We start from the raw sequence: 17,128 nt of genomic DNA, 5'->3' as shown, positions 1-17,128 counted from the left end.
GGCCACGCTGTTCGTGACCGTCAGTTTCCCGCCCGCGTCCAGCTGAATATCGCCCTGGCGCGCGGTGAGGTTGCCGAGGTTCACCCCTACACCCGTCTCGCTGGAGACCAGGCGGATACGGTTCGCATACATCCCGCCGAGCGCGCCGGTATCCACGGCCACCACGGGCGCGGCACCCTCACCGGCAATCGGCCTGACGCTGCCGTCCGTGCCCACGCGGTTCGCTCCTGCCGTCACCGTCAGGTCGTTCGCATGTATCGCGGCGTTCACTTCCGTCGCGCGCGCAATAATCGACAGCGCGTCGCTCTTGCTGGCATCCAGCCCCTGGCCTTCAACCGTGATGGCGCCTTTCGTCACCTCCAGCGCCTGCAGGTTACCGCTGGCGTCGAACTGCGGTTTCCCCGTGGTCAGGGTGACGTTCGGGGTGTTGATAAATCCGCACCCGTTACAGGTAATGCCGTACGGGTTGGCCACCATGACGTTTGCTGCTTTACCGGCGACTTCCGTATAGCCCTGCAGCTGCGAGCGGCTGGCGCCCGTGACTTCGTTGATAATGCCTTTCGCTTCCCGCCCGGCCTGCAGGTTGGGGTTGTTCTGGATAAGCCCGCCCAGCTGGGTCTGGGTTAAACGGTCCGTGCCGTTGTTGAGGATAAGCCCCTCTTTGCCGACGTTATACTCACCGAACTGGTTATGCGAGATACCCGCCCCGTTGGGCGTGGCGATGTTGACGACCGGCACCCCGTTCCCCGCCCGATCGACCGTGGTCTGCCCGGTCGGCGTCAGCGCCGCCGCGACGGCAGGTGCCATCGGCTGCCAGACCATCAAACCGCAGACAATCCAGCTGATCAGACGCTGCGAGAAACGAACGGGTGGGTGACGGGTATCCATAGTCGTAGAGTCTCTTAAAGCATGAAGGCAATGCGCCAGTTAACGCTCACATGATCCGGGCCGAGCCAGTCGGGGTAGTGCAGGGGCGTACCGACCGAAATCTGGCTGCTGTACCCGCGCCCTGCGCTGTTCAGTCCCACCGAAGCGCCCCACAACGTGCCGGAGGCAAAGCGGTCCTGACGGTCTTTTTCCAGCCAGCCGCCGTCAACGGCGACCGTTGCGCTCACCGCGCCAATCACCGGAAGGGTGAAGAGGGAATATCCCAGCTCGTTGCGCCAGTAGCCGCCGTTGTCCCCGGACAGGTACTGCTCTTTAAAACCGCGCACGGAGCTTTCGCCGCCGAGCGTCAGGCGCTCGGAGCCGTACAGCCGGTCGGGCGACCACTGGCCGTAGGCGCTGGTCAGCCACCAGGCGTTACGGGCTATCGGACGCTGGAAGCTGGCGTTCAGGCTCCATTTACGGAATTCCGCGCGCGGCATATCCCCGGACTTATCTTCGTCGGTTTCGGCATTGAACCACGGCATGCCGTGGCTCCAGGTCGGGTTGAAGGTCGCCACGCCGCCCAGCATTTTTTGCGTGTGCGTAATGCCCAGAATCAGGCTGGAGAGGTTGCGCGTGCTGCTCTGAAGCGGCGCGTCGTTGAGCCAGTTGCGGCTGGATCGCTGAACCACGCCTGCCGCAATGCCGGTTTTCACCTCCCCGTTGCGGAAGACCACCCAGGACGCGTTAAGGCGGTGGGTTTTGGTATCGCCCGTGGAGAGCCAGTTGAATCCCTGGTTACTGATGGTGGTCCGGTAGTTACTCCAGGCGTAGCTGTAGTCCAGTAATCCGTAGCCAAACGGCACGCTGACGCCCGCCTGGAAATTCTGCGCATCGTACGCGCTGGCAAAATCGCTGCTGCGCCCGCCGCTGACAAACCATTTATCCGCCAGCCCCAGCATATTATTCGCGGTGAGCACGCCGCTCAGCTGATCTTCGCCGGTACTCTTCTGCCCGCTATTATCCAGGCTTACCGATGCACTTAAGGGAAATTCCGGCTTTGCCGTAAGATTAACAATGGAATATCCGGCCTGCGTTCCCGGAAGAATTTCAATCTGAACCGGCTCGGTACGCAAACGGTTAATTTGCTCCATGCCCTGTTCGATGTCGCGTAAATTAAGGATGCCGCCCACCCGTCCCGGAAACGCCATTTTGAGCATGCGCGGCGTTTCGCCTTCCAGACGGATCGCTTCCAGTCTGCCTTCCAGCACAACAATATTCAGCTGACCGCCGGAGAGATCCTGCTCGGTAAGAAAAGCGCGGCTGGTGATATATCCCCGGCTGATATACCAGTCAGAAATATGGGCGAGAAGTTCCGTTATTTTCGCCATATCCAGACAGCGGCCCTGCCACGGCGCGACAAGGGTCTGCCGGGTTTTCGGGGAGATTAAGGTCGCACCGGAAAGGGTAATGGTATGAATGGTGAAACAGGGTCCGGAGCCGGAAACAGGCAGCGGTCTGGCGGGCGCGGTGCGAGGAATACTCCGCTCCAGCTCCTCACGCTGTTGCTGGTTCTGTAATAAAAGCTGCTGCTGTTGCTGTTGAATGGAATCGCGATCGGCCGGCGATAAAGGTGCAGCACTCACCCTCGCTGAAAAAAGCGAAAACAATAAGATAGCAACAGCATAATTTACTAATGAAATTATTCTAATTTTTATTTCGGCGCTATTCATCCATGCCACAAAAATGTCCGCAATGATTATTTTTGTAATATAAGAGTTTTCCTAAAGCGAGTATATCTAATTTGAATTAGGGCACCTAAAATTAATAGTTCTTTCAGAAGAGTGAGAAGGATATTAAGAGAAAATAAGAAAGGATTTAACTCACCCTTAAATCTTGAGTTAGCCGTAATACACTAGGCATGAAGCCGAAACGTCTTTCGCCACTCCGCCGGACTCACCCCAAAACGCGCCTTAAACTGCTGTCGCCAGGTGACGGCGGAATTAAATCCCACCAGCTCAGCCACGCGTTCAATCGGCATATTTCCGGCTTCCAGTAAGATCTGGCTGCGCCGCAGGCGTTCGGCGGTCAGCCAGTCGGTGACGCTCATCCCCGTCGCGTTAACAAAATGACGGGTCAGGGTGCGGCGGCTCATCGAGACCACCTCAGCCAGCGAGTCCAGACTATGTTGTTCGGTGATGTGCTGCTGCAGGTAGTCGATCAGGCAGTTAATGCGTCCGTCGCGGGTATCTTTAGGCACCGGCTGGGCGATGAACTGCGCCTGCCCGCCCTCGCGGTGGGGCGGAACAATCATCCGGCGGGCAATCTGGTTAGCAACCACGCTGCCAAAGCGCTGGCGAATGATATACAGGCAGCAGTCCAGCGCGGCGGCAGTCCCGGCAGAGGTAATGATATTGCCGTCATCCACGTAAAGGGCATTAATATCCAGCTGAACGTTCGGGAAGAGCGACTGAAATTGACGTTCGAACTCCCAGTGGGTGGCCGCGCGTTTGCCGTCGAGGATCCCCGCCCAGGCCAGCACAAACGCCCCCAGACACAGCCCGACGATTTCTGCGCCGCGGTCTCTCGCCTGTACCAGGCTGTCGAGCAGCGCCTGTGGTGGGCGTTCAAGAACGTGCTGCCAGTAAGGAACGACAACAATATCGGCCTGCCCAATGGCGGTAAAATCCTGCGTGGCGTTGAGAGCAAATCCGTCTTTTGAGGTGAGAAACCCTGGCGTTTCGGCGCAGAACGTCACGTTAAAGCGCTTTTTTCCGGAGACCGAGTCCCCAAACAGAATGCAGGGAACGGAGTAGTGGAACGGGCTGAACCCGTCTACCGCGACAATCGCGACGTTGATTAGCGACATCTGTCTCTCCTTTCCCTTTCAGACACTCAGAATATAACGGTTTCGCCATCCTGGGGAATGCTCACCGCGTCACTCACCTGGTTGGCTTCAACGTACTCCCGCAGCGCGCTGCGGGTTAACAGACAGTGGTTAATGGCCTCCATATGGCTCGCCACAATGTTGGCCTGCGGCAGCAGGAAATGAACGTTGAGCACATCCTCCTGCCCCATAATAATGGGCCCAAAACCAATGACGTGGGCATAGCCAGCGTTCAGCACCACCACGTCCGGCTGGTGCTTTTGCAGATCGGCCGCCACCTCGTCACGCCAGACGGTATCCCCGGCAATATAGAGCGTCTTCTCATCAGGATGACGCAGCACCACGCCACAGGCCTCGCCCAGCCGCTCCGCCAGTTCGGGCACCGCGTATGCGCGATCGGTACCGTGCTGGCCGCCGTGGGTCTTCGCAATTCGAATCTCGCCGAAAGTGGTCTCGTCGGTCATGACCGTCAGGTTGCTAAATCCCTGGCTGCGCAGCAGCGCGGCGTCGCGGTCATTTTGTACGTAAATGGGTTTGTCTTTGGCGATCAGTTCCGCCGCGGCGCGATCCCAGTGATCGTCATGGGTATGGGTGACGATCACCGCGTCGGCGTCCAGCAGCGCGTTGACGTCAACGGGGAGTTCGACCGTCGGGTTGCGGCGTTCGGCATGAGCCGTGCCAGGGAAGCCCGGATAAGCGCCCTGTGGGGCCAGCATCGGGTCGACTAAAAGACGTTTTCCGGCATAGGTAATCAGCTGGGTGGCGTTGCGAATGTGGGTGATGTTCATGGGCTATCCTCCGGTTGGTGTGATAAGGAGGATAGCCAGCCGTCGCGCGTCACGCTGTGGGTTAAAGAGCGATTACCGATGAAATCGGGCCAATTTACGTCACCGTGCTTTATGCAGGTGCTTTTACCAGCCCGGCACCGCCCCGCCGTTAAAGATCGTCTCCGCTGCTTTCGCTACTTCAGGGGACTGATACGACTGGATAAATTCCTTCACGTTCTCCGCGTCTTTGTTGTCTTCGCGCGTCACCACGATGTTCACGTACGGCGAATTTTTGTCTTCGATAAAGACGCTGTCATGCACCGGCGACAGCCCGGTTTGCTGAATATAGGTGGTGCTGATGATGGCGACATCCACTTTCGGGTCGTCCAGCACGCGCGGCAGCTGCGCCCCTTCCAGCTCCATGATTTTCAGCTGCTTAGGGTTGGCGGTAATATCCAGCGCCGTCGGCAGCAGCCCGGTATCTGGCTTCAGGGTGATGAGCTTCTCTTTTTGCAGCAGCAACAGCGCGCGGCCAAGGTTGGTCGGGTCGTTTGGAATGGCAATGGTTGCGCCGTCCTTCAGGTCAGACACGGATTTGATTTTGCGGGAATAGCCAGCCATCGGGAAAACAAAGGTGTTCGCCACGGCCACCAGCTTGTAGCCATGCGCCTTGTTATCCTCTGCAAGGAACGGGCGATGCTGGAAGACGTTGGCATCCAGTTCCCCCTGGTTGGTGGCATCGTTAGGCAACAGCGAGCCGCTGAAGCCCACCAGCTCCACGTCCAGGCCATATTTCTCTTTTGCCACCTTTTTGGCAACTTCCGCCACGTCCTGTTCGGCGCCGTTGATGACGCCGACTTTAATGTGTTTGGCATCGCTGCCACTTTGATCGCACCCTGCCAGCAGCAGGCCAGCCAGTACCAGAGCACCCAATCGACGTTTCACAAGACAGTTCCTTTTGCTGAATGTTGTAGTGACTATATCGACAACGAGGCGGTGAAATAAAAACCGAAAAAGAATCAATAAGAAGGATAAGTTATATGCGGGTATGGCCGGGTGGCGCTGCGCTTACCCGGCCTGCGGATTCAGATCTTAAAGGGCTTTCGCCAGGTAATGTCGCTGCATGCCCGGGTACGGATAATCCTGCAAAGACATCTGCAGCTGGTACCCCTGTTTTTCATAGAACGGACGCGCCTGGAAGCTGACGGTATCCACCAGCGCGTGCTTGCAGCCTTTGCGTCTGGCTTCATCTTCCGCCGTTTTGATGAGCTGGCTGCCCACGCCGGATCCGCGCACGGCATCGCTCACCCAGAGAAAGTCGATATTCAGCCAGTCGCCTTTACGCACCCCAATGAGCCCGCCGAGCATGGTGCCGATGTCGTCCCGCACGTAAACGCCAATATCCCCGCTGAATGTGGAGAGATCCAGAAACTGCGCATTGTAGGCTCTCAGACCCGTGAGTAACTCTTCTTTTTCCTGCGCCGTAACCGCATGAGTAATGCTCAGGTGCATATTTTTTCTCCTTGTTATCTGTGCCGTTTCACTATCTCACACACGCAACGTGGAGAAAATTCATACTTTCGGCTGGCGTCGCTACACTGAATGTAACGATATATTTCATGGGAAGCCTGTGACGTCAAAAGGGGGTTGTTGATGAAAGCTGCACACCTTGTCTGCCTGCTGGTTTGTCTGCTGTTCGCCGCGTTTGTCCACGCTCAGGAAAAGGACGATCCGGCGAAAGAGGCGCAGATTAAGCAACAGGTCCTGAAAGATATTAAGAAAACCTGTACGCCACAGAAAAAGCAGAGCGATAAGGCCTGGCAGGCGATGATTTTGTCGTCAGAGGCCAATCAGCTGCTGATCAAAAATGCCGTTACCGCCGTGAAGCGTGACAACCTGGACGCCTACTGGGCGGCGATTGGTCAGGTGGATTGTATGGAAGATTATTGAATGCTGCTTGCCGGGTGGCGGCTGCGCCTTACCCGGCCTACACAATATTTTTAACGCTTACGCACGTCTGGAATGATCAAATCCCCGCGCAGCACATACGAACCCAGCATCTGCGTTTTCTCCGTCAGCCAGCTCACGATACGCGCCGCCATCGCATCCATAGAATATTCAATCGCCGGGATCACCGGAATACCCGGCAGGTGCAGCGATCCGGCCAGGCTAAAGACCATAATGTCGTCCGGCACGGATTTATTAAACGCCTGCAGCTGCGGGATCACCCGCTGGGCTTCCTGCTCGTCCGCCACCAGCAGCGCGTTGAAGTTCAGCGTGCTGGCGTTATTCAGCAGCTCCTGTAGCGCAACGGACGACGAGGTCGCGTCCATGAACACAAGGTTGCGATTAAAGGGCAGGAAATTTTTCTCCAGCGCGTGCTTGTAGCCGAGCAGCACCTGGTCAGCAAAACCGCTGCCGTGCGGATGGATCAGGGCAATCTGGCGTCGCCCCTGGCTGGTCAGGTAGTTACAGGCGGTTTCGGCGGCAAAGGCGTGATCGAACTGGATGCTGTTGGAATTATCAGACTCCATGCAGTCCACCAGAATGACGTTGTCCATGTCGACGTCCAGCGGGAAACGCGCGCCAATCACCAGGATGTCATCGCAAAGCCCGCAGGAGAGTTCCTCAAGAGCGTGCATCACTTCCGCTTTGCTGTGCGCGAAACGCAGCAGCAGGTGTTTTTGATGCTGGCTGAGCTGTTTTTCCAGCGCGTAGAGATAACCGGTGGTCTGGTTAATGTTTTCCTGGGCGCAAATCACCCCGATACAGCCCGTAGACTGGCTCAGCAGCGACTGGGCAATCACATTAGGCCGGTAGTTAAGCTCATCCACTGCCTTCAGAACGGCCTGACGGCTGGCTTCCTTTACGCCACGCGACCCACTCAACACCCGCGATACCGTGGCTTTAGACACCCCGGCAAGACGTGATACATCATTGATTGTCGACATCTCTTTCCCCTGGCAGGCTTACCTCGCGCCTGCAAATTCCATGACCGCTTCGGCTCACATTATAGCCAGAGCGGAGTATATCCGTTTCCGTTTTTCATGGAAACCGATTTTCCGTTTCCACTCCAAATGATGTCAAAACAGCCAAATTATGTGACCTGCATCCGGTTAATTAGCCTCATAAGTATTGGATCTTGATGGTTGTCACAGTTCTGTCTTTTATGAATGGAAACCGGTTTCCGTATAATGTCCAATCATCCTCGCAATAACTTTTTACATTTAGAGGATGGTTGTCGATGTTCAAGATTATGCTGTGCTGCTCTGCCGGGATGTCCACCAGCCTGTTGGTCAGCAAAATGGTCGATGTCGCGAAAGAACGTGGTTTGCCAGTGAAGATTGATGCGTACGGTGTTTCCGAATTTGATACGCAGTTTCCGCAATACCAGGTGGTACTTCTCGGACCGCAAGTGAAATACATGTTACAGACACTCTCAGACAAGGCGGCGACGCATGGCATTCCGGTGCAGCCCATCGACATGATGGACTACGGCATGCAGCGTGGCGATAAAGTACTGGACTTTGCTCTGTCGCTCATCGAAGCGGCACACTAAAAGGTGTTCACATGAGTTCGTTATATCAATCCATGGTTGCGGTGATTGAGCAGTCAATTACCCCGCTGGCCGCGAAGCTCGGTCAGCAAAAGTACGTGATTGCCATCCGCGACGGCTTTACCGCCGCGCTGCCGTTTATGATCATCGGCTCGTTTATGCTGGTGTTCATCTTCCCGCCGTTCTCGGCGGATACCACTAACAGCTTCGCCCGCGGCTGGCTGGATTTCTCCCAGACCTACCGCGAACAGCTGATGCTGCCGTTTAACCTCAGCATGGGCGTGATGACCTTCTTCATCTCGGTAGGGATTGGGGCGAGCCTGGGGCGTCAGTTTAACCTCGACCCGGTGATGTCCGGCCTGCTGGCCTTTATGGCCTTCCTGCTGGTCGCCGCGCCGTATGCCGACGGCAAAATCTCAACCCAGTACCTCTCCGGCCAGGGCATCTTCACCGCGCTGATCGCCGCCATTTACTCAACCCGCGTGTACGCCTGGCTGAAGCAGAACAACGTCACCATCCGCCTGCCGAAGGAAGTGCCCACCGGCGTGGCGCGTTCGTTTGAGATCCTGATCCCGGTGATGGTGGTGATCGGCACGCTGCACCCGCTGAACCTGTTCATTGAAGCGCAGACCGGGATGATTATCCCGCAGGCGATCATGCACCTGCTGGAGCCGCTGGTGTCCGCGTCTGACTCCCTGCCCGCCATTCTGCTCTCCGTGCTGCTGTGCCAGATCTTCTGGTTCGCGGGTATCCACGGCTCGCTGATTGTTACCGGCATCATGAACCCGTTCTGGATGGCGAACCTCTCGGCAAACCAGGCGGCATTGGCCGCAGGCGCGGCGCTGCCGCACGTTTATCTGCAAGGTTTCTGGGATCACTACCTGCTGATTGGCGGCGTCGGTTCCACCCTGCCGCTGGCCTTCCTGCTGCTGCGTAGCCGCGTTACCCACCTGCGCACCATCGGCAAAATGGGCGTGGTGCCAAGCTTCTTTAACATCAATGAACCCATTCTGTTCGGCGCGCCGATCATCATGAACCCGATGCTGTTTATCCCGTTCGTGTTCGTTCCGCTGGTCAACGCCTGCCTGGCGTACGGCGCCACGAAGCTCGGCTGGCTGGCACAGGTGGTCTCGTTAACCCCGTGGACTACGCCCGCGCCGATTGGCGCCTCGTGGGCGGCGAACTGGGCGCTGAGCCCGGTGGTGATGTGCCTCGTCTGCATGGTGATGTCGGCGCTGATGTACCTGCCGTTCCTGCGCGCCTATGAGCGTACGCTGATTAAAAACGAAGAGCAGAAAGCCCAGGCTGCAACCGTGGGTGCCGCTGAAGCCACAAGCAATTAAGTCAAAGAGGAAGGGTCATGAAATACGCATTTCCCGATAACTTCTGGTGGGGCAGCGCAAGCTCCGCTCTCCAGACGGAAGGGACACGAGAGGGTGAAACCACGTGGGACTACTGGTTTGCCCGCGAGCCGAACCGTTTTCACAACGGCGTGGGGCCGCAGCACACCTCCACGTTTTATCAGCACTGGAAAACGGACATTCAGCTGTTAAAACAGCTGAACCACAACAGCTTTCGTACCTCGATTAGCTGGGCGCGCCTGATCCCCGACGGTATCGGTGAAGTGAACCCGGACGCGGTCGATTTTTATAATCAGGTCATTGATGAGCTGAATGAACAGGGCATCACGCCGTTTATCACCCTGTTCCATTTCGACATGCCGATGGCGATGCAGGAAATTGGCGGCTGGGAAAACCGTGACGTAGTGGACGCGTACGCCCGCTATGCGCAGATTTGCTTCGAGCTGTTCGGCGACCGCGTGCTGCACTGGTTTACCTTCAACGAGCCGATCGTGCCGGTGGAAGGCGGTTATCTGTACGACTTCCACTACCCCAACGTAGTGGATTTCCGCCGGGCGGCCACCGTGGCGTATCACACGGTGCTGGCCCATGCGAAGGCGGTTCAGGCCTACCGCGCCGGGCACTACGCGGGGGAGATCGGCATCGTGTTGAACCTGACGCCGTCGTATCCGCGTTCGCAGAACCCGGCAGACGTGAAGGCGGCGCACGTTGCGGATCTGATGTTTAACCGCAGCTTCCTCGACCCGGTCCTGCGCGGCGAATACCCGGCGGATCTGGTGGCGCTGCTGAAATCTTACGACCAGCTGCCCGCCTGCAAGCCGGAAGACGGTTTCCTGATTGCGGAAGGGAAAATCGACCTGCTCGGCATTAACTACTATCAGCCGCGTCGCGTGAAGTGTCGCGACAGCGCGGTGAACCCGCAGGCGCCGTTTATGCCGGAATGGTTCTTTGATAGCTACGAGATGCCGGGCCGCAAGATGAACCCCTACCGCGGCTGGGAAATCTACGCGCCGGGTATTTACGATATTCTGATTAACCTGCGCGACAATTACGGCAACCCCCGCTGCTTTATTTCTGAAAACGGCATGGGCGTCGAAAACGAGCAGCGCTTTATTGAAAATGGCCAGATTAACGATCAATACCGCATTGATTTTATATCTGAGCATTTAACGTGGCTGCACAAAGGTATTAGCGAAGGCTGCAATTGCCTTGGCTACCATATGTGGACGTTTATTGATAACTGGTCGTGGTGTAACGCGTATAAAAATCGCTACGGATTTATCCAGCTCGATCTGGAGACGCAGCAGCGCACCATTAAGAAAAGCGGGGAGTGGTTTGCCGCCACCGCCTTAAATAATAGCTTTGATAAAGAGTAATGATGATGATCGCACTAGAAGAAGCCGTAATGGAAATTATCGTCAACGCCGGGCAGTCCCGCAGCCTGTGCTTTGAAGCGCTGCACGCGGCGCGTCAGGGCAACATTGACGAGGCCAAAAGCCTGCTGCGCGAAGCCGACGGCTACGCGCGTCAGGCGCATAAAATGCAGACCAAACTGATTGAGCAGGACGCGGGCGAAGCCCGCCAGCCGATGACGTTAATCATGGTGCACGCGCAGGATCATTTAATGAACTCCTTATTAGCGCGTGAATTATCCGAAGAAATTATTCATTTATATCAGAGATAGTCTATGGCGAAATAAATTAATGTAATACCTCTGTACCTAAAACTAGAAATCCACTTGTTCTGATGATAGCGACATATTCTGTCAGATCGGAGCGGGATGGTTATTGTCTGAATAAAATTAAACTATATTGAGATAACCATGAATACGATTAAAAAACTTCCATTAACCATGGCGGTTATCGCCGCGCTTTGCCCAATTTCCGTGCTCGCCCAGGAATTCACGCAGGAGCAAATCGACGCCATTGTGGCGAAAGCGGTGGATAAAGCCCTGGCCGAACGTCAGGCCAAAATGGATGCCGCCGTCGCGAAAAAAGCGGACGTGGTGACCGAGCCGCAGAGCGCGGCGCAATCCCCGGACATGGCGATTCCGTTCGGGATTAAATTTACCGGCTACGCCCGCTACGGCGCGCACTTCCAGGCCGCCGATCAGAAATACGTGGCTGTCGATGGCTCCTACAACGGCGCGTCCGCGATCGGTCGTCTGGGTAACGAAGGCAACGGCGGCGAGTTCCAGCTCTCTAAAGCCTTCAAGGGAGAAAACGGCGCCATCTGGGACATCAACGTGATGATCGACCACTGGGGCGACGAAGTTAACCTGAAAAAGGCCTACGCGGGGGTGACCAACATTATGGCCTCCAACCCGAACGCCTATTTCTGGGCCGGTCGCGACTTCCACCAGCGTCCGCAGCAGGGCATCAACGATTACTTCTGGATGAACCACGACGGCCAGGGCGCCGGGGTGAAGAACTTCGATATCGGCGGCGTGCAGTTTGACGTCGCTGCCGTGGCGGCGGTGGAATCCTGTAGCCCGGAAGTGATGGAAGACGAAGCGAACCCGTCACGCATCACCTGTACCGGCGGGTCCGGCACGGGCGACAAAGGTAACTACGCGGCCACCTCTAAAATCCACGGCATGAAGCTCGGCCCGCTGGATCTGGAGCTGTACGCCAACTACGGCTTTGACTCAAAAGCGGTGGAGAGCGACGAGCGTCTGAACGCCTGGCAGGGCGGCGTGGTGCTGAGCCACACTAACGACAGCGGCGTGAACAAGGTAATTGCCCGCTACTCCGATAACTCGGACAACAGCGTGTTCAATAAAACCGAAGACCTGACCACGGTCTACGCCAGCTTCGAAGGGCTGTACAAATTCACCCAGGCCACGCAGGTGGAGTACATCCTCGCCTTCCACGATTACGACAACAGCCGTGATAAGACCGACAACCGTAAGAACTACAACGCCATCGTGCGTCCGATGCACTGGTGGAACGACGTTCACTCCACCTGGCTGGAAGCGGGCTGGCAGCACGTGGATTACGACAACGGCGGCGACAACAAAGGCTGGAAGCTGACCCTGTCGCAGAACATGTCTATCGCCATGGGGCCGGAGTTCCGTCCGATGCTGCGCTTCTACGTGACCGGCGGCAAGGTGGATAACGCACGCACCGCGCGCGTTAACAACACCAAAGACGAGACGCTCGACGACTTCAACGTCGGCGCGATGTGGGAGGCGTGGTTCTAGTAGAGCGTCGTTTGTTTCGCCCGGCGGCGCTGCGCTTGCACGGGCCTACAAGGTTTTGTAGGCCGGGTAAGCGTAGCGCCACCCGGCAAGATCCCATGTTATGCTACAAAAAAACCAACATAACAGGGGAGAAAATGGGTTCCACACGTAAAGGGATGCTGAACGTCCTGATCGCCGCCGTTTTATGGGGCAGTTCCGGCGTTTGCGCGCAGTACATCATGGAGAAAAGCCACATTTCTTCGCCTTACCTGACCATGGTTCGCCTGCTGTTTACCGGCGTGATCCTGCTGACGCTCTCCTTCGTTCACGGCGACAAGATTTTCTCGGTCATCAAGCATCGCAAAGATGCCCTCAGCCTGCTGTTTTTCTCGCTGGTCGGCGCGCTCACCGTGCAGCTCACCTTCCTGCTGACGATTGAAAAATCCAACGCCGCGACGGCCACCGTGCTGCAGTTTCTGTCGCCAACGATTATCGTGGCGTGGTTCGCGCTGGCGCGGAAAAAGCGCCCCGGCGTGTTTGTTTTGTCCGCGATTGTGACCTCGCTTGTCGGGACGTTCCTGCTGGTCACCCACGGCGACCCAACCTCGCTCTCCATCTCGCCTGCCGCCCTGTTCTTCGGCATCGCCTCGGCGTTTGCCGCCGCGTTTTACACCACCTATCCGTCAACGCTGATTGCCCGCTACGGCACATTGCCGATTGTCGGCTGGAGTATGTTGATTGCCGGATTAATGCTGACGCCGTTCTACGCCGGACGCGGCACCACCTTCGTGCTCGACGGCGGCCTGCTGCTGGCGTTTTTCTACCTGGTGGTGATCGGCACCGCGCTGACGTTCAGCCTGTATCTGAAAGGCGCACAGATGATCGGCGGGCCGAAGGCGAGCATCCTGAGCTGCGCCGAGCCGCTGAGCAGCGCGCTGCTGTCGGTGGTGTTGCTGGGCGTGGCGTTTACCCTGCCGGACTGGCTGGGGACGCTGCTGATTGTGTCGTCGGTGGTGCTGATTTCGATGGATTCGCGTAGAAGGGTTAAGGCATCGGCGTAGCCTGATGCCCTCACCCCAACCCTCTCCCACGGGAGAGGGAGAAAAACACTACTTCGCTTTAACCTTCCCCGCCACCAGCAGCGCCGTCAGCAGCATCAGCGTGCCGGAAATCACCAGCGGTGACGTCAGCCCCAGATGGTCGAGCGCCACGCCGCCAATGGCCGCGCCGCAGGTGTTCGCCAGCTGGATCACCGCCACCTGAATCGACCCGGCTTTTTCCGCCTGATCGGCAAGCGAGCGGGTGATCCACGTCGACCAGCCCACCGGCACCAGCGCAAAGGCAAAGCCCCAGATAATCGCAATGGCAGACGCGACCCACTTATCGCTGCCCCACAGCACCAGCACCGTGGCGCTTGCCGCCAGCACCAGCGGCGCACCCGCCAGCGCCACCTTCAGGGAGCGTTTCAGGAACTGCGACGACAGCGAGGTACCGACAAAGCTGGCGATACCGAAGCTCAGCAGCACCAGCGTCAGGCCGTCTACGTCAAAGCCCGCCATGGTCATAAACACCGGGCGGATATAGGTAAAGAAGGCAAACTGCCCGGCAAAGGCCATAAAGATGGCGGTCATCCCCGCCAGCACGCCGGGGCGCTTGAGCAGCGCGAACATGTTCTGCTTATGGTGCGCCGCTTCGCCCGGCAGGGACGGCAGCGCTTTCCACACCCAAATGATGCAGAGCAGGCCCATCACCGCCGCGGCGTTGAAGACGTTACGCCAGCCGATAATCCCGCCGAGGAAGCTGCCGAGCGGCGCGGCAATCACCAGCGCGATGGAGACCGCACCGAAGATAACGGAAAGCGCTTTCGGCACCGTCCGCGCGGGCACCAGGCGCATGGTGAGCGAGGCCGACATCGCCCAGAAGCCGCCGAGCCCCAGCCCCAGGCAGGCGCGACCGAGCAGCAGCAGGGTGAAGCTTTCCGCGAAGGAGACCAGCAGGCAGGAGAGCGTCAGCAGCACGCTGAACAGTATGACCACCTTGCGGCGGTCGATGGTGCCAATCACCTGGGTGATAAACAGGCTGGCGAACATCGCCACGAAGGCGGTGACGGTAACGGACTGCCCCGCCACGCCTTCGGAAATGCCCAAGTCCTGCGCCATCGGCGTCAGCAGGCTCACCGGCAGAAACTCAACGGTAATCAGGCAGGCGACGCAGAACGCCACGGAGAAAACCGCCGACCAGATGGGGCGAGTAACCTCTTTGGTCTGCGGTCGGGTCGTGGGCTGGATATGTTCTGTCATGGCGTCACCTGAAGATAAAAACGTGCGGAAAAGTCGCGCAGTTTATCATCAAAAGTGTGACGAATTTAACGTTTAGACAACTTTTGTGGTTTTTGAGGGGATCAGTGCAGGTAAAACACGCCCTCTTCCGGCAGGAAGAGCTGGTTATAGCGTAGCTGGAAGGCGTTCAGCTCCTGCGGATCGGGCTCCATCTCGCGCATGAAGCCAAGCGCCAGACGAATTTGCGCATCGGTAATGGGTGCGGCAAGGCGGGCTTTACGCAGCAGGCGGTGCCACGTGTGCAGGTTCTCCTCGCTGCCATCGACAATGCAGACCTGCCAGATCAGCAGCACCTGCGCGGCGTTTTGCAGATGCGCCTCGTCGGGGCGTTCAAGGTAGCGGATAAACTCATTGCCCGGCGTTTTACCGAACTGATCGATCATCGACTCGACCGGCATCGGGGTGATGCCCAGACGCTCGCTTAAACGTTTGATGGCGCGGCGGGAATCTGAGGTCAGGACGCGAAATCCCACCACAAACACCACGGCAAGCGTTGCCAGCATTATCCAGACCATGCGTTCTCCTTTGACTAGCCGCTCATCATAGCGGGAAACGCACGGCGTCAACAGCGGGCATAACCAGAATAGTGCTCTGAAAAGACGTTGCGGAATGGGGGATCAGGTATTAACGCCGTTGGCGCAAATAAAAAAGCCCGGCATCACACACCGGGCAAAGAAGTTACCTGCACACTCAGGCTGTTTTTAATTTCTGCGCGCGATTCTCGCGGCGAATCTTACGTTCTTCCAGCACCGCGACCATCGCCATCAGGACGATACAGCCGATCGCTGCCGCATCCAGCGCCGCGAAGGTTCCCGCCCAGCCGGTGAGGCCGAAAATTGGCGTACCGTCAGCGATCATCCCCAGACCCAGCTTGGCAAAGCTGTCGCCGATCAGATAGGCGAAGGTGCCTTTAATCCCATCGGCAGCGCCGATCGCTTTTTTCGGTACGAAGCCCACTGCCGCCACGCCGATCAGCAGCTGCGGACCAAACACCAGGAAGCCGAGCGCGAACAGGGACGCCAGGTAAACGTACTGGTTGCTGGCGTGCTGGTAGATGCCGAGGGTGGCGATAATCAACGCCAGCGCGATGCAGGCCACCAGCGCGCGACGGCCGTTGGCGAGGTCGGAGAGCCAGCCCCACAGCAGCGTGCCGACCAGCGCGCCCACTTCGAACAGGGTGAAGCCCTGAATTGCTACTTCTTTAGAAAGCTTCAGCTCCTGGAAAGCATACACGGTTGACCACTGGTCAATGCCGATACGCACCACGTACAGGAAAATATTCGAGAAGCAGAGCAGCCAGATCACTTTGTTTTTCAGCACGTACTCAACAAAGATCTGCCATTTGGACATCTCGTTTTCTTCGGTCTCTTTGTCCTCTTCGCTGATCTCCTCGCCGAACAGCTCTTCCGCTTTGCCGAGGCCGTACGATTCCGGGGAGTCGCTGCCGTAGCGCAGGCCGATAAAGCCGACGATCAGGGCGATAATCGACGGGAAGATAAACATCCCGATGACGTGGCCGTCGAACAGGTAGTTTGCGCCAAACAGCGCCACGCCAGCCGCGCCCGCCCCGCCGAGGTTGTGGGAGATGTTCCACATGCCGAGGTAGGAACCACGCTTGCGGCGCGGCGTCCATTTGGTGATGGTGGAGTAGCTGCACGACCCGCCGGTACTCTGGAAGAAACCGCTCAGGGCGTAGAAGGCGATCATCAGGAACAGGCTAACGGACCCCGCGCCCATGCTGGCGCTGAAGCCGAGCATACAGATGGCGGAGAGGATCAGCATAAACGGCAGGAATTGCTTGGTGTTTTTGCCGTCTGCATAGTACGAGACAACGGTTTTCCCCACGCCGTACGTAATGGAGAAGCCCAGGCCAATCATCCCCAGCTGCGTCATGCTCAGCCCGTAGGTCGAGATCATGTCGTTCTGCGCGATATTAAAGTTTTTGCGGATCAGGTACATGGTCAGGTAGCCGATGAAGACCACCAGATAGGACTGCATGAACGGTTTGAACCACATCTTGCGCCGCACGTCGAGCGGCAGATCCAGGGTCGGCTTGCGCACCTGGTTTAAGAAGGCCAGCATGGTTGGTTTACTCCTGAGCTGATTTTTGCAGCATTGTAAAAATCAGCCGCGAGAGATGCCTGAGACAGCGTCCAGGTAAAACCGAGAA

At 57.4% G+C, this 17,128-nt stretch carries 16 protein-coding genes and 1 pseudogene; 7 read left to right on the top strand and 10 right to left on the bottom strand.

What is annotated here, in order from left to right; genetic code table 11:
• Nucleotides 1-78 precede the first annotated feature (78 nt).
• The 6 genes and pseudogenes from LLF79_RS27080 to LLF79_RS16055 form a co-directional block, all read right to left on the bottom strand.
• Nucleotides 79-807, bottom strand: a pseudogene (locus LLF79_RS27080) (filamentous hemagglutinin N-terminal domain-containing protein); the annotation flags it as partial.
• A gap of 95 nt (nt 808-902) precedes the next feature.
• Nucleotides 903-2,600, bottom strand: a complete 1,698-nt coding sequence (locus LLF79_RS16075) for a ShlB/FhaC/HecB family hemolysin secretion/activation protein (RefSeq protein ID WP_227879922.1) — start codon at nt 2,598-2,600, stop codon at nt 903-905.
• Between the two features lie 182 nt (nt 2,601-2,782).
• Entirely contained in the window at nt 2,783-3,736 is a 954-nt protein-coding gene (locus LLF79_RS16070) for a GlxA family transcriptional regulator (protein ID WP_227879874.1), read from the bottom strand.
• Between the two features lie 26 nt (nt 3,737-3,762).
• Nucleotides 3,763-4,542: an MBL fold metallo-hydrolase gene (locus LLF79_RS16065; RefSeq protein WP_227879873.1), complete on the bottom strand. Its 780-nt coding sequence runs from the start codon at nt 4,540-4,542 to the stop codon at nt 3,763-3,765.
• 123 nt (nt 4,543-4,665) lie between these two features.
• The gene (gene nlpA / locus LLF79_RS16060; protein ID WP_008500128.1) at nt 4,666-5,466 is read right to left on the bottom strand and encodes a lipoprotein NlpA; all 801 of its coding nucleotides are present in this window, start codon (nt 5,464-5,466) and stop codon (nt 4,666-4,668) included.
• 147 nt (nt 5,467-5,613) lie between these two features.
• Complete coding sequence (locus tag LLF79_RS16055; protein ID WP_008500129.1) at nt 5,614-6,033, bottom strand: GNAT family N-acetyltransferase; 420 nt, start codon at nt 6,031-6,033, stop codon at nt 5,614-5,616.
• 141 nt (nt 6,034-6,174) lie between these two features.
• On the opposite strand from LLF79_RS16055, the gene LLF79_RS16050 reads away from it, so the two are divergent.
• Complete coding sequence (locus LLF79_RS16050) at nt 6,175-6,471, top strand: YicS family protein (RefSeq protein WP_021242704.1); 297 nt, start codon at nt 6,175-6,177, stop codon at nt 6,469-6,471.
• A gap of 50 nt (nt 6,472-6,521) precedes the next feature.
• Here the strand turns inward: LLF79_RS16050 and LLF79_RS16045 are convergent, their stop codons facing one another.
• The gene (locus LLF79_RS16045; protein WP_023293714.1) at nt 6,522-7,472 is read right to left on the bottom strand and encodes a LacI family DNA-binding transcriptional regulator; all 951 of its coding nucleotides are present in this window, start codon (nt 7,470-7,472) and stop codon (nt 6,522-6,524) included.
• Between the two features lie 293 nt (nt 7,473-7,765).
• Here LLF79_RS16045 and LLF79_RS16040 point away from each other — a divergent pair, with 293 nt between their 5' ends.
• The 6 genes from LLF79_RS16040 to LLF79_RS16015 all read left to right on the top strand — a co-directional run bounded on the left by LLF79_RS16040 (nt 7,766) and on the right by LLF79_RS16015 (nt 13,680).
• On the top strand, nt 7,766-8,080 hold the full coding sequence (locus tag LLF79_RS16040; protein ID WP_008500132.1) for a PTS sugar transporter subunit IIB: 315 nt from the start codon (nt 7,766-7,768) through the stop codon (nt 8,078-8,080).
• Nucleotides 8,081-8,091: 11 nt separating this feature from the next.
• On the top strand, nt 8,092-9,420 hold the full coding sequence (locus tag LLF79_RS16035; RefSeq protein WP_025910681.1) for a PTS sugar transporter subunit IIC: 1,329 nt from the start codon (nt 8,092-8,094) through the stop codon (nt 9,418-9,420).
• A 17-nt stretch (nt 9,421-9,437) separates the two neighbouring features.
• On the top strand, nt 9,438-10,814 hold the full coding sequence (locus LLF79_RS16030) for a glycoside hydrolase family 1 protein (RefSeq protein WP_227879872.1): 1,377 nt from the start codon (nt 9,438-9,440) through the stop codon (nt 10,812-10,814).
• Between the two features lie 5 nt (nt 10,815-10,819).
• On the top strand, nt 10,820-11,122 hold the full coding sequence (locus LLF79_RS16025; RefSeq protein WP_008500136.1) for a PTS lactose/cellobiose transporter subunit IIA: 303 nt from the start codon (nt 10,820-10,822) through the stop codon (nt 11,120-11,122).
• 138 nt (nt 11,123-11,260) lie between these two features.
• Complete coding sequence (locus LLF79_RS16020) at nt 11,261-12,640, top strand: carbohydrate porin (protein ID WP_023326394.1); 1,380 nt, start codon at nt 11,261-11,263, stop codon at nt 12,638-12,640.
• Nucleotides 12,641-12,774: 134 nt separating this feature from the next.
• A complete protein-coding gene (locus LLF79_RS16015) occupies nt 12,775-13,680 on the top strand; it encodes an EamA family transporter (RefSeq protein WP_227879863.1) in 906 nt (301 codons plus the stop codon).
• A gap of 48 nt (nt 13,681-13,728) precedes the next feature.
• Here the strand turns inward: LLF79_RS16015 and nepI are convergent, their stop codons facing one another.
• From nepI to uhpT, 3 genes are all read right to left on the bottom strand, one after another.
• Nucleotides 13,729-14,919 (bottom strand): purine ribonucleoside efflux pump NepI, encoded by a 1,191-nt coding sequence (gene nepI, locus LLF79_RS16010; RefSeq protein ID WP_032675698.1) that lies wholly within the window; start codon nt 14,917-14,919, stop codon nt 13,729-13,731.
• A gap of 101 nt (nt 14,920-15,020) precedes the next feature.
• Complete coding sequence (locus tag LLF79_RS16005; protein WP_008500140.1) at nt 15,021-15,473, bottom strand: DUF1198 domain-containing protein; 453 nt, start codon at nt 15,471-15,473, stop codon at nt 15,021-15,023.
• Between the two features lie 175 nt (nt 15,474-15,648).
• The gene (uhpT, locus tag LLF79_RS16000; RefSeq protein WP_150148321.1) at nt 15,649-17,040 is read right to left on the bottom strand and encodes a hexose-6-phosphate:phosphate antiporter; all 1,392 of its coding nucleotides are present in this window, start codon (nt 17,038-17,040) and stop codon (nt 15,649-15,651) included.
• Between the last annotated feature and the right edge of the window lie 88 nt (nt 17,041-17,128).

Origin of the sequence: Enterobacter cloacae complex sp. 2021EL-01169 (assembly GCF_020733125.1) — a bacterium.
GTDB classification, from domain to species: domain Bacteria; phylum Pseudomonadota; class Gammaproteobacteria; order Enterobacterales; family Enterobacteriaceae; genus Enterobacter; species Enterobacter roggenkampii.
This window is presented reverse-complemented; position numbering and strand designations above follow the sequence as displayed.

Bases quoted from the DNA above. Each gene is read 5' to 3' on its own strand.
- LLF79_RS16030 (WP_227879872.1), top strand. From the start codon at position 9,438: ATGAAATACGCATTTCCCGATAACTTCTGGTGGGGCAGCGCAAGCTCC.
- LLF79_RS16020 (WP_023326394.1), top strand. From the start codon at position 11,261: ATGAATACGATTAAAAAACTTCCATTAACCATGGCGGTTATCGCCGCG.
- LLF79_RS16055 (WP_008500129.1), bottom strand. From the start codon at position 6,033: ATGCACCTGAGCATTACTCATGCGGTTACGGCGCAGGAAAAAGAAGAG.
- LLF79_RS16075 (WP_227879922.1), bottom strand. From the start codon at position 2,600: ATGAATAGCGCCGAAATAAAAATTAGAATAATTTCATTAGTAAATTAT.
- LLF79_RS16005 (WP_008500140.1), bottom strand. From the start codon at position 15,473: ATGGTCTGGATAATGCTGGCAACGCTTGCCGTGGTGTTTGTGGTGGGA.
- nepI (WP_032675698.1), bottom strand. From the start codon at position 14,919: ATGACAGAACATATCCAGCCCACGACCCGACCGCAGACCAAAGAGGTT.
- LLF79_RS16065 (WP_227879873.1), bottom strand. From the start codon at position 4,542: ATGAACATCACCCACATTCGCAACGCCACCCAGCTGATTACCTATGCC.
- LLF79_RS16035 (WP_025910681.1), top strand. From the start codon at position 8,092: ATGAGTTCGTTATATCAATCCATGGTTGCGGTGATTGAGCAGTCAATT.
- LLF79_RS16040 (WP_008500132.1), top strand. From the start codon at position 7,766: ATGTTCAAGATTATGCTGTGCTGCTCTGCCGGGATGTCCACCAGCCTG.
- LLF79_RS16045 (WP_023293714.1), bottom strand. From the start codon at position 7,472: ATGTCGACAATCAATGATGTATCACGTCTTGCCGGGGTGTCTAAAGCC.
- LLF79_RS16025 (WP_008500136.1), top strand. From the start codon at position 10,820: ATGATCGCACTAGAAGAAGCCGTAATGGAAATTATCGTCAACGCCGGG.
- LLF79_RS16070 (WP_227879874.1), bottom strand. From the start codon at position 3,736: ATGTCGCTAATCAACGTCGCGATTGTCGCGGTAGACGGGTTCAGCCCG.
- LLF79_RS16015 (WP_227879863.1), top strand. From the start codon at position 12,775: ATGGGTTCCACACGTAAAGGGATGCTGAACGTCCTGATCGCCGCCGTT.
- LLF79_RS16050 (WP_021242704.1), top strand. From the start codon at position 6,175: ATGAAAGCTGCACACCTTGTCTGCCTGCTGGTTTGTCTGCTGTTCGCC.
- uhpT (WP_150148321.1), bottom strand. From the start codon at position 17,040: ATGCTGGCCTTCTTAAACCAGGTGCGCAAGCCGACCCTGGATCTGCCG.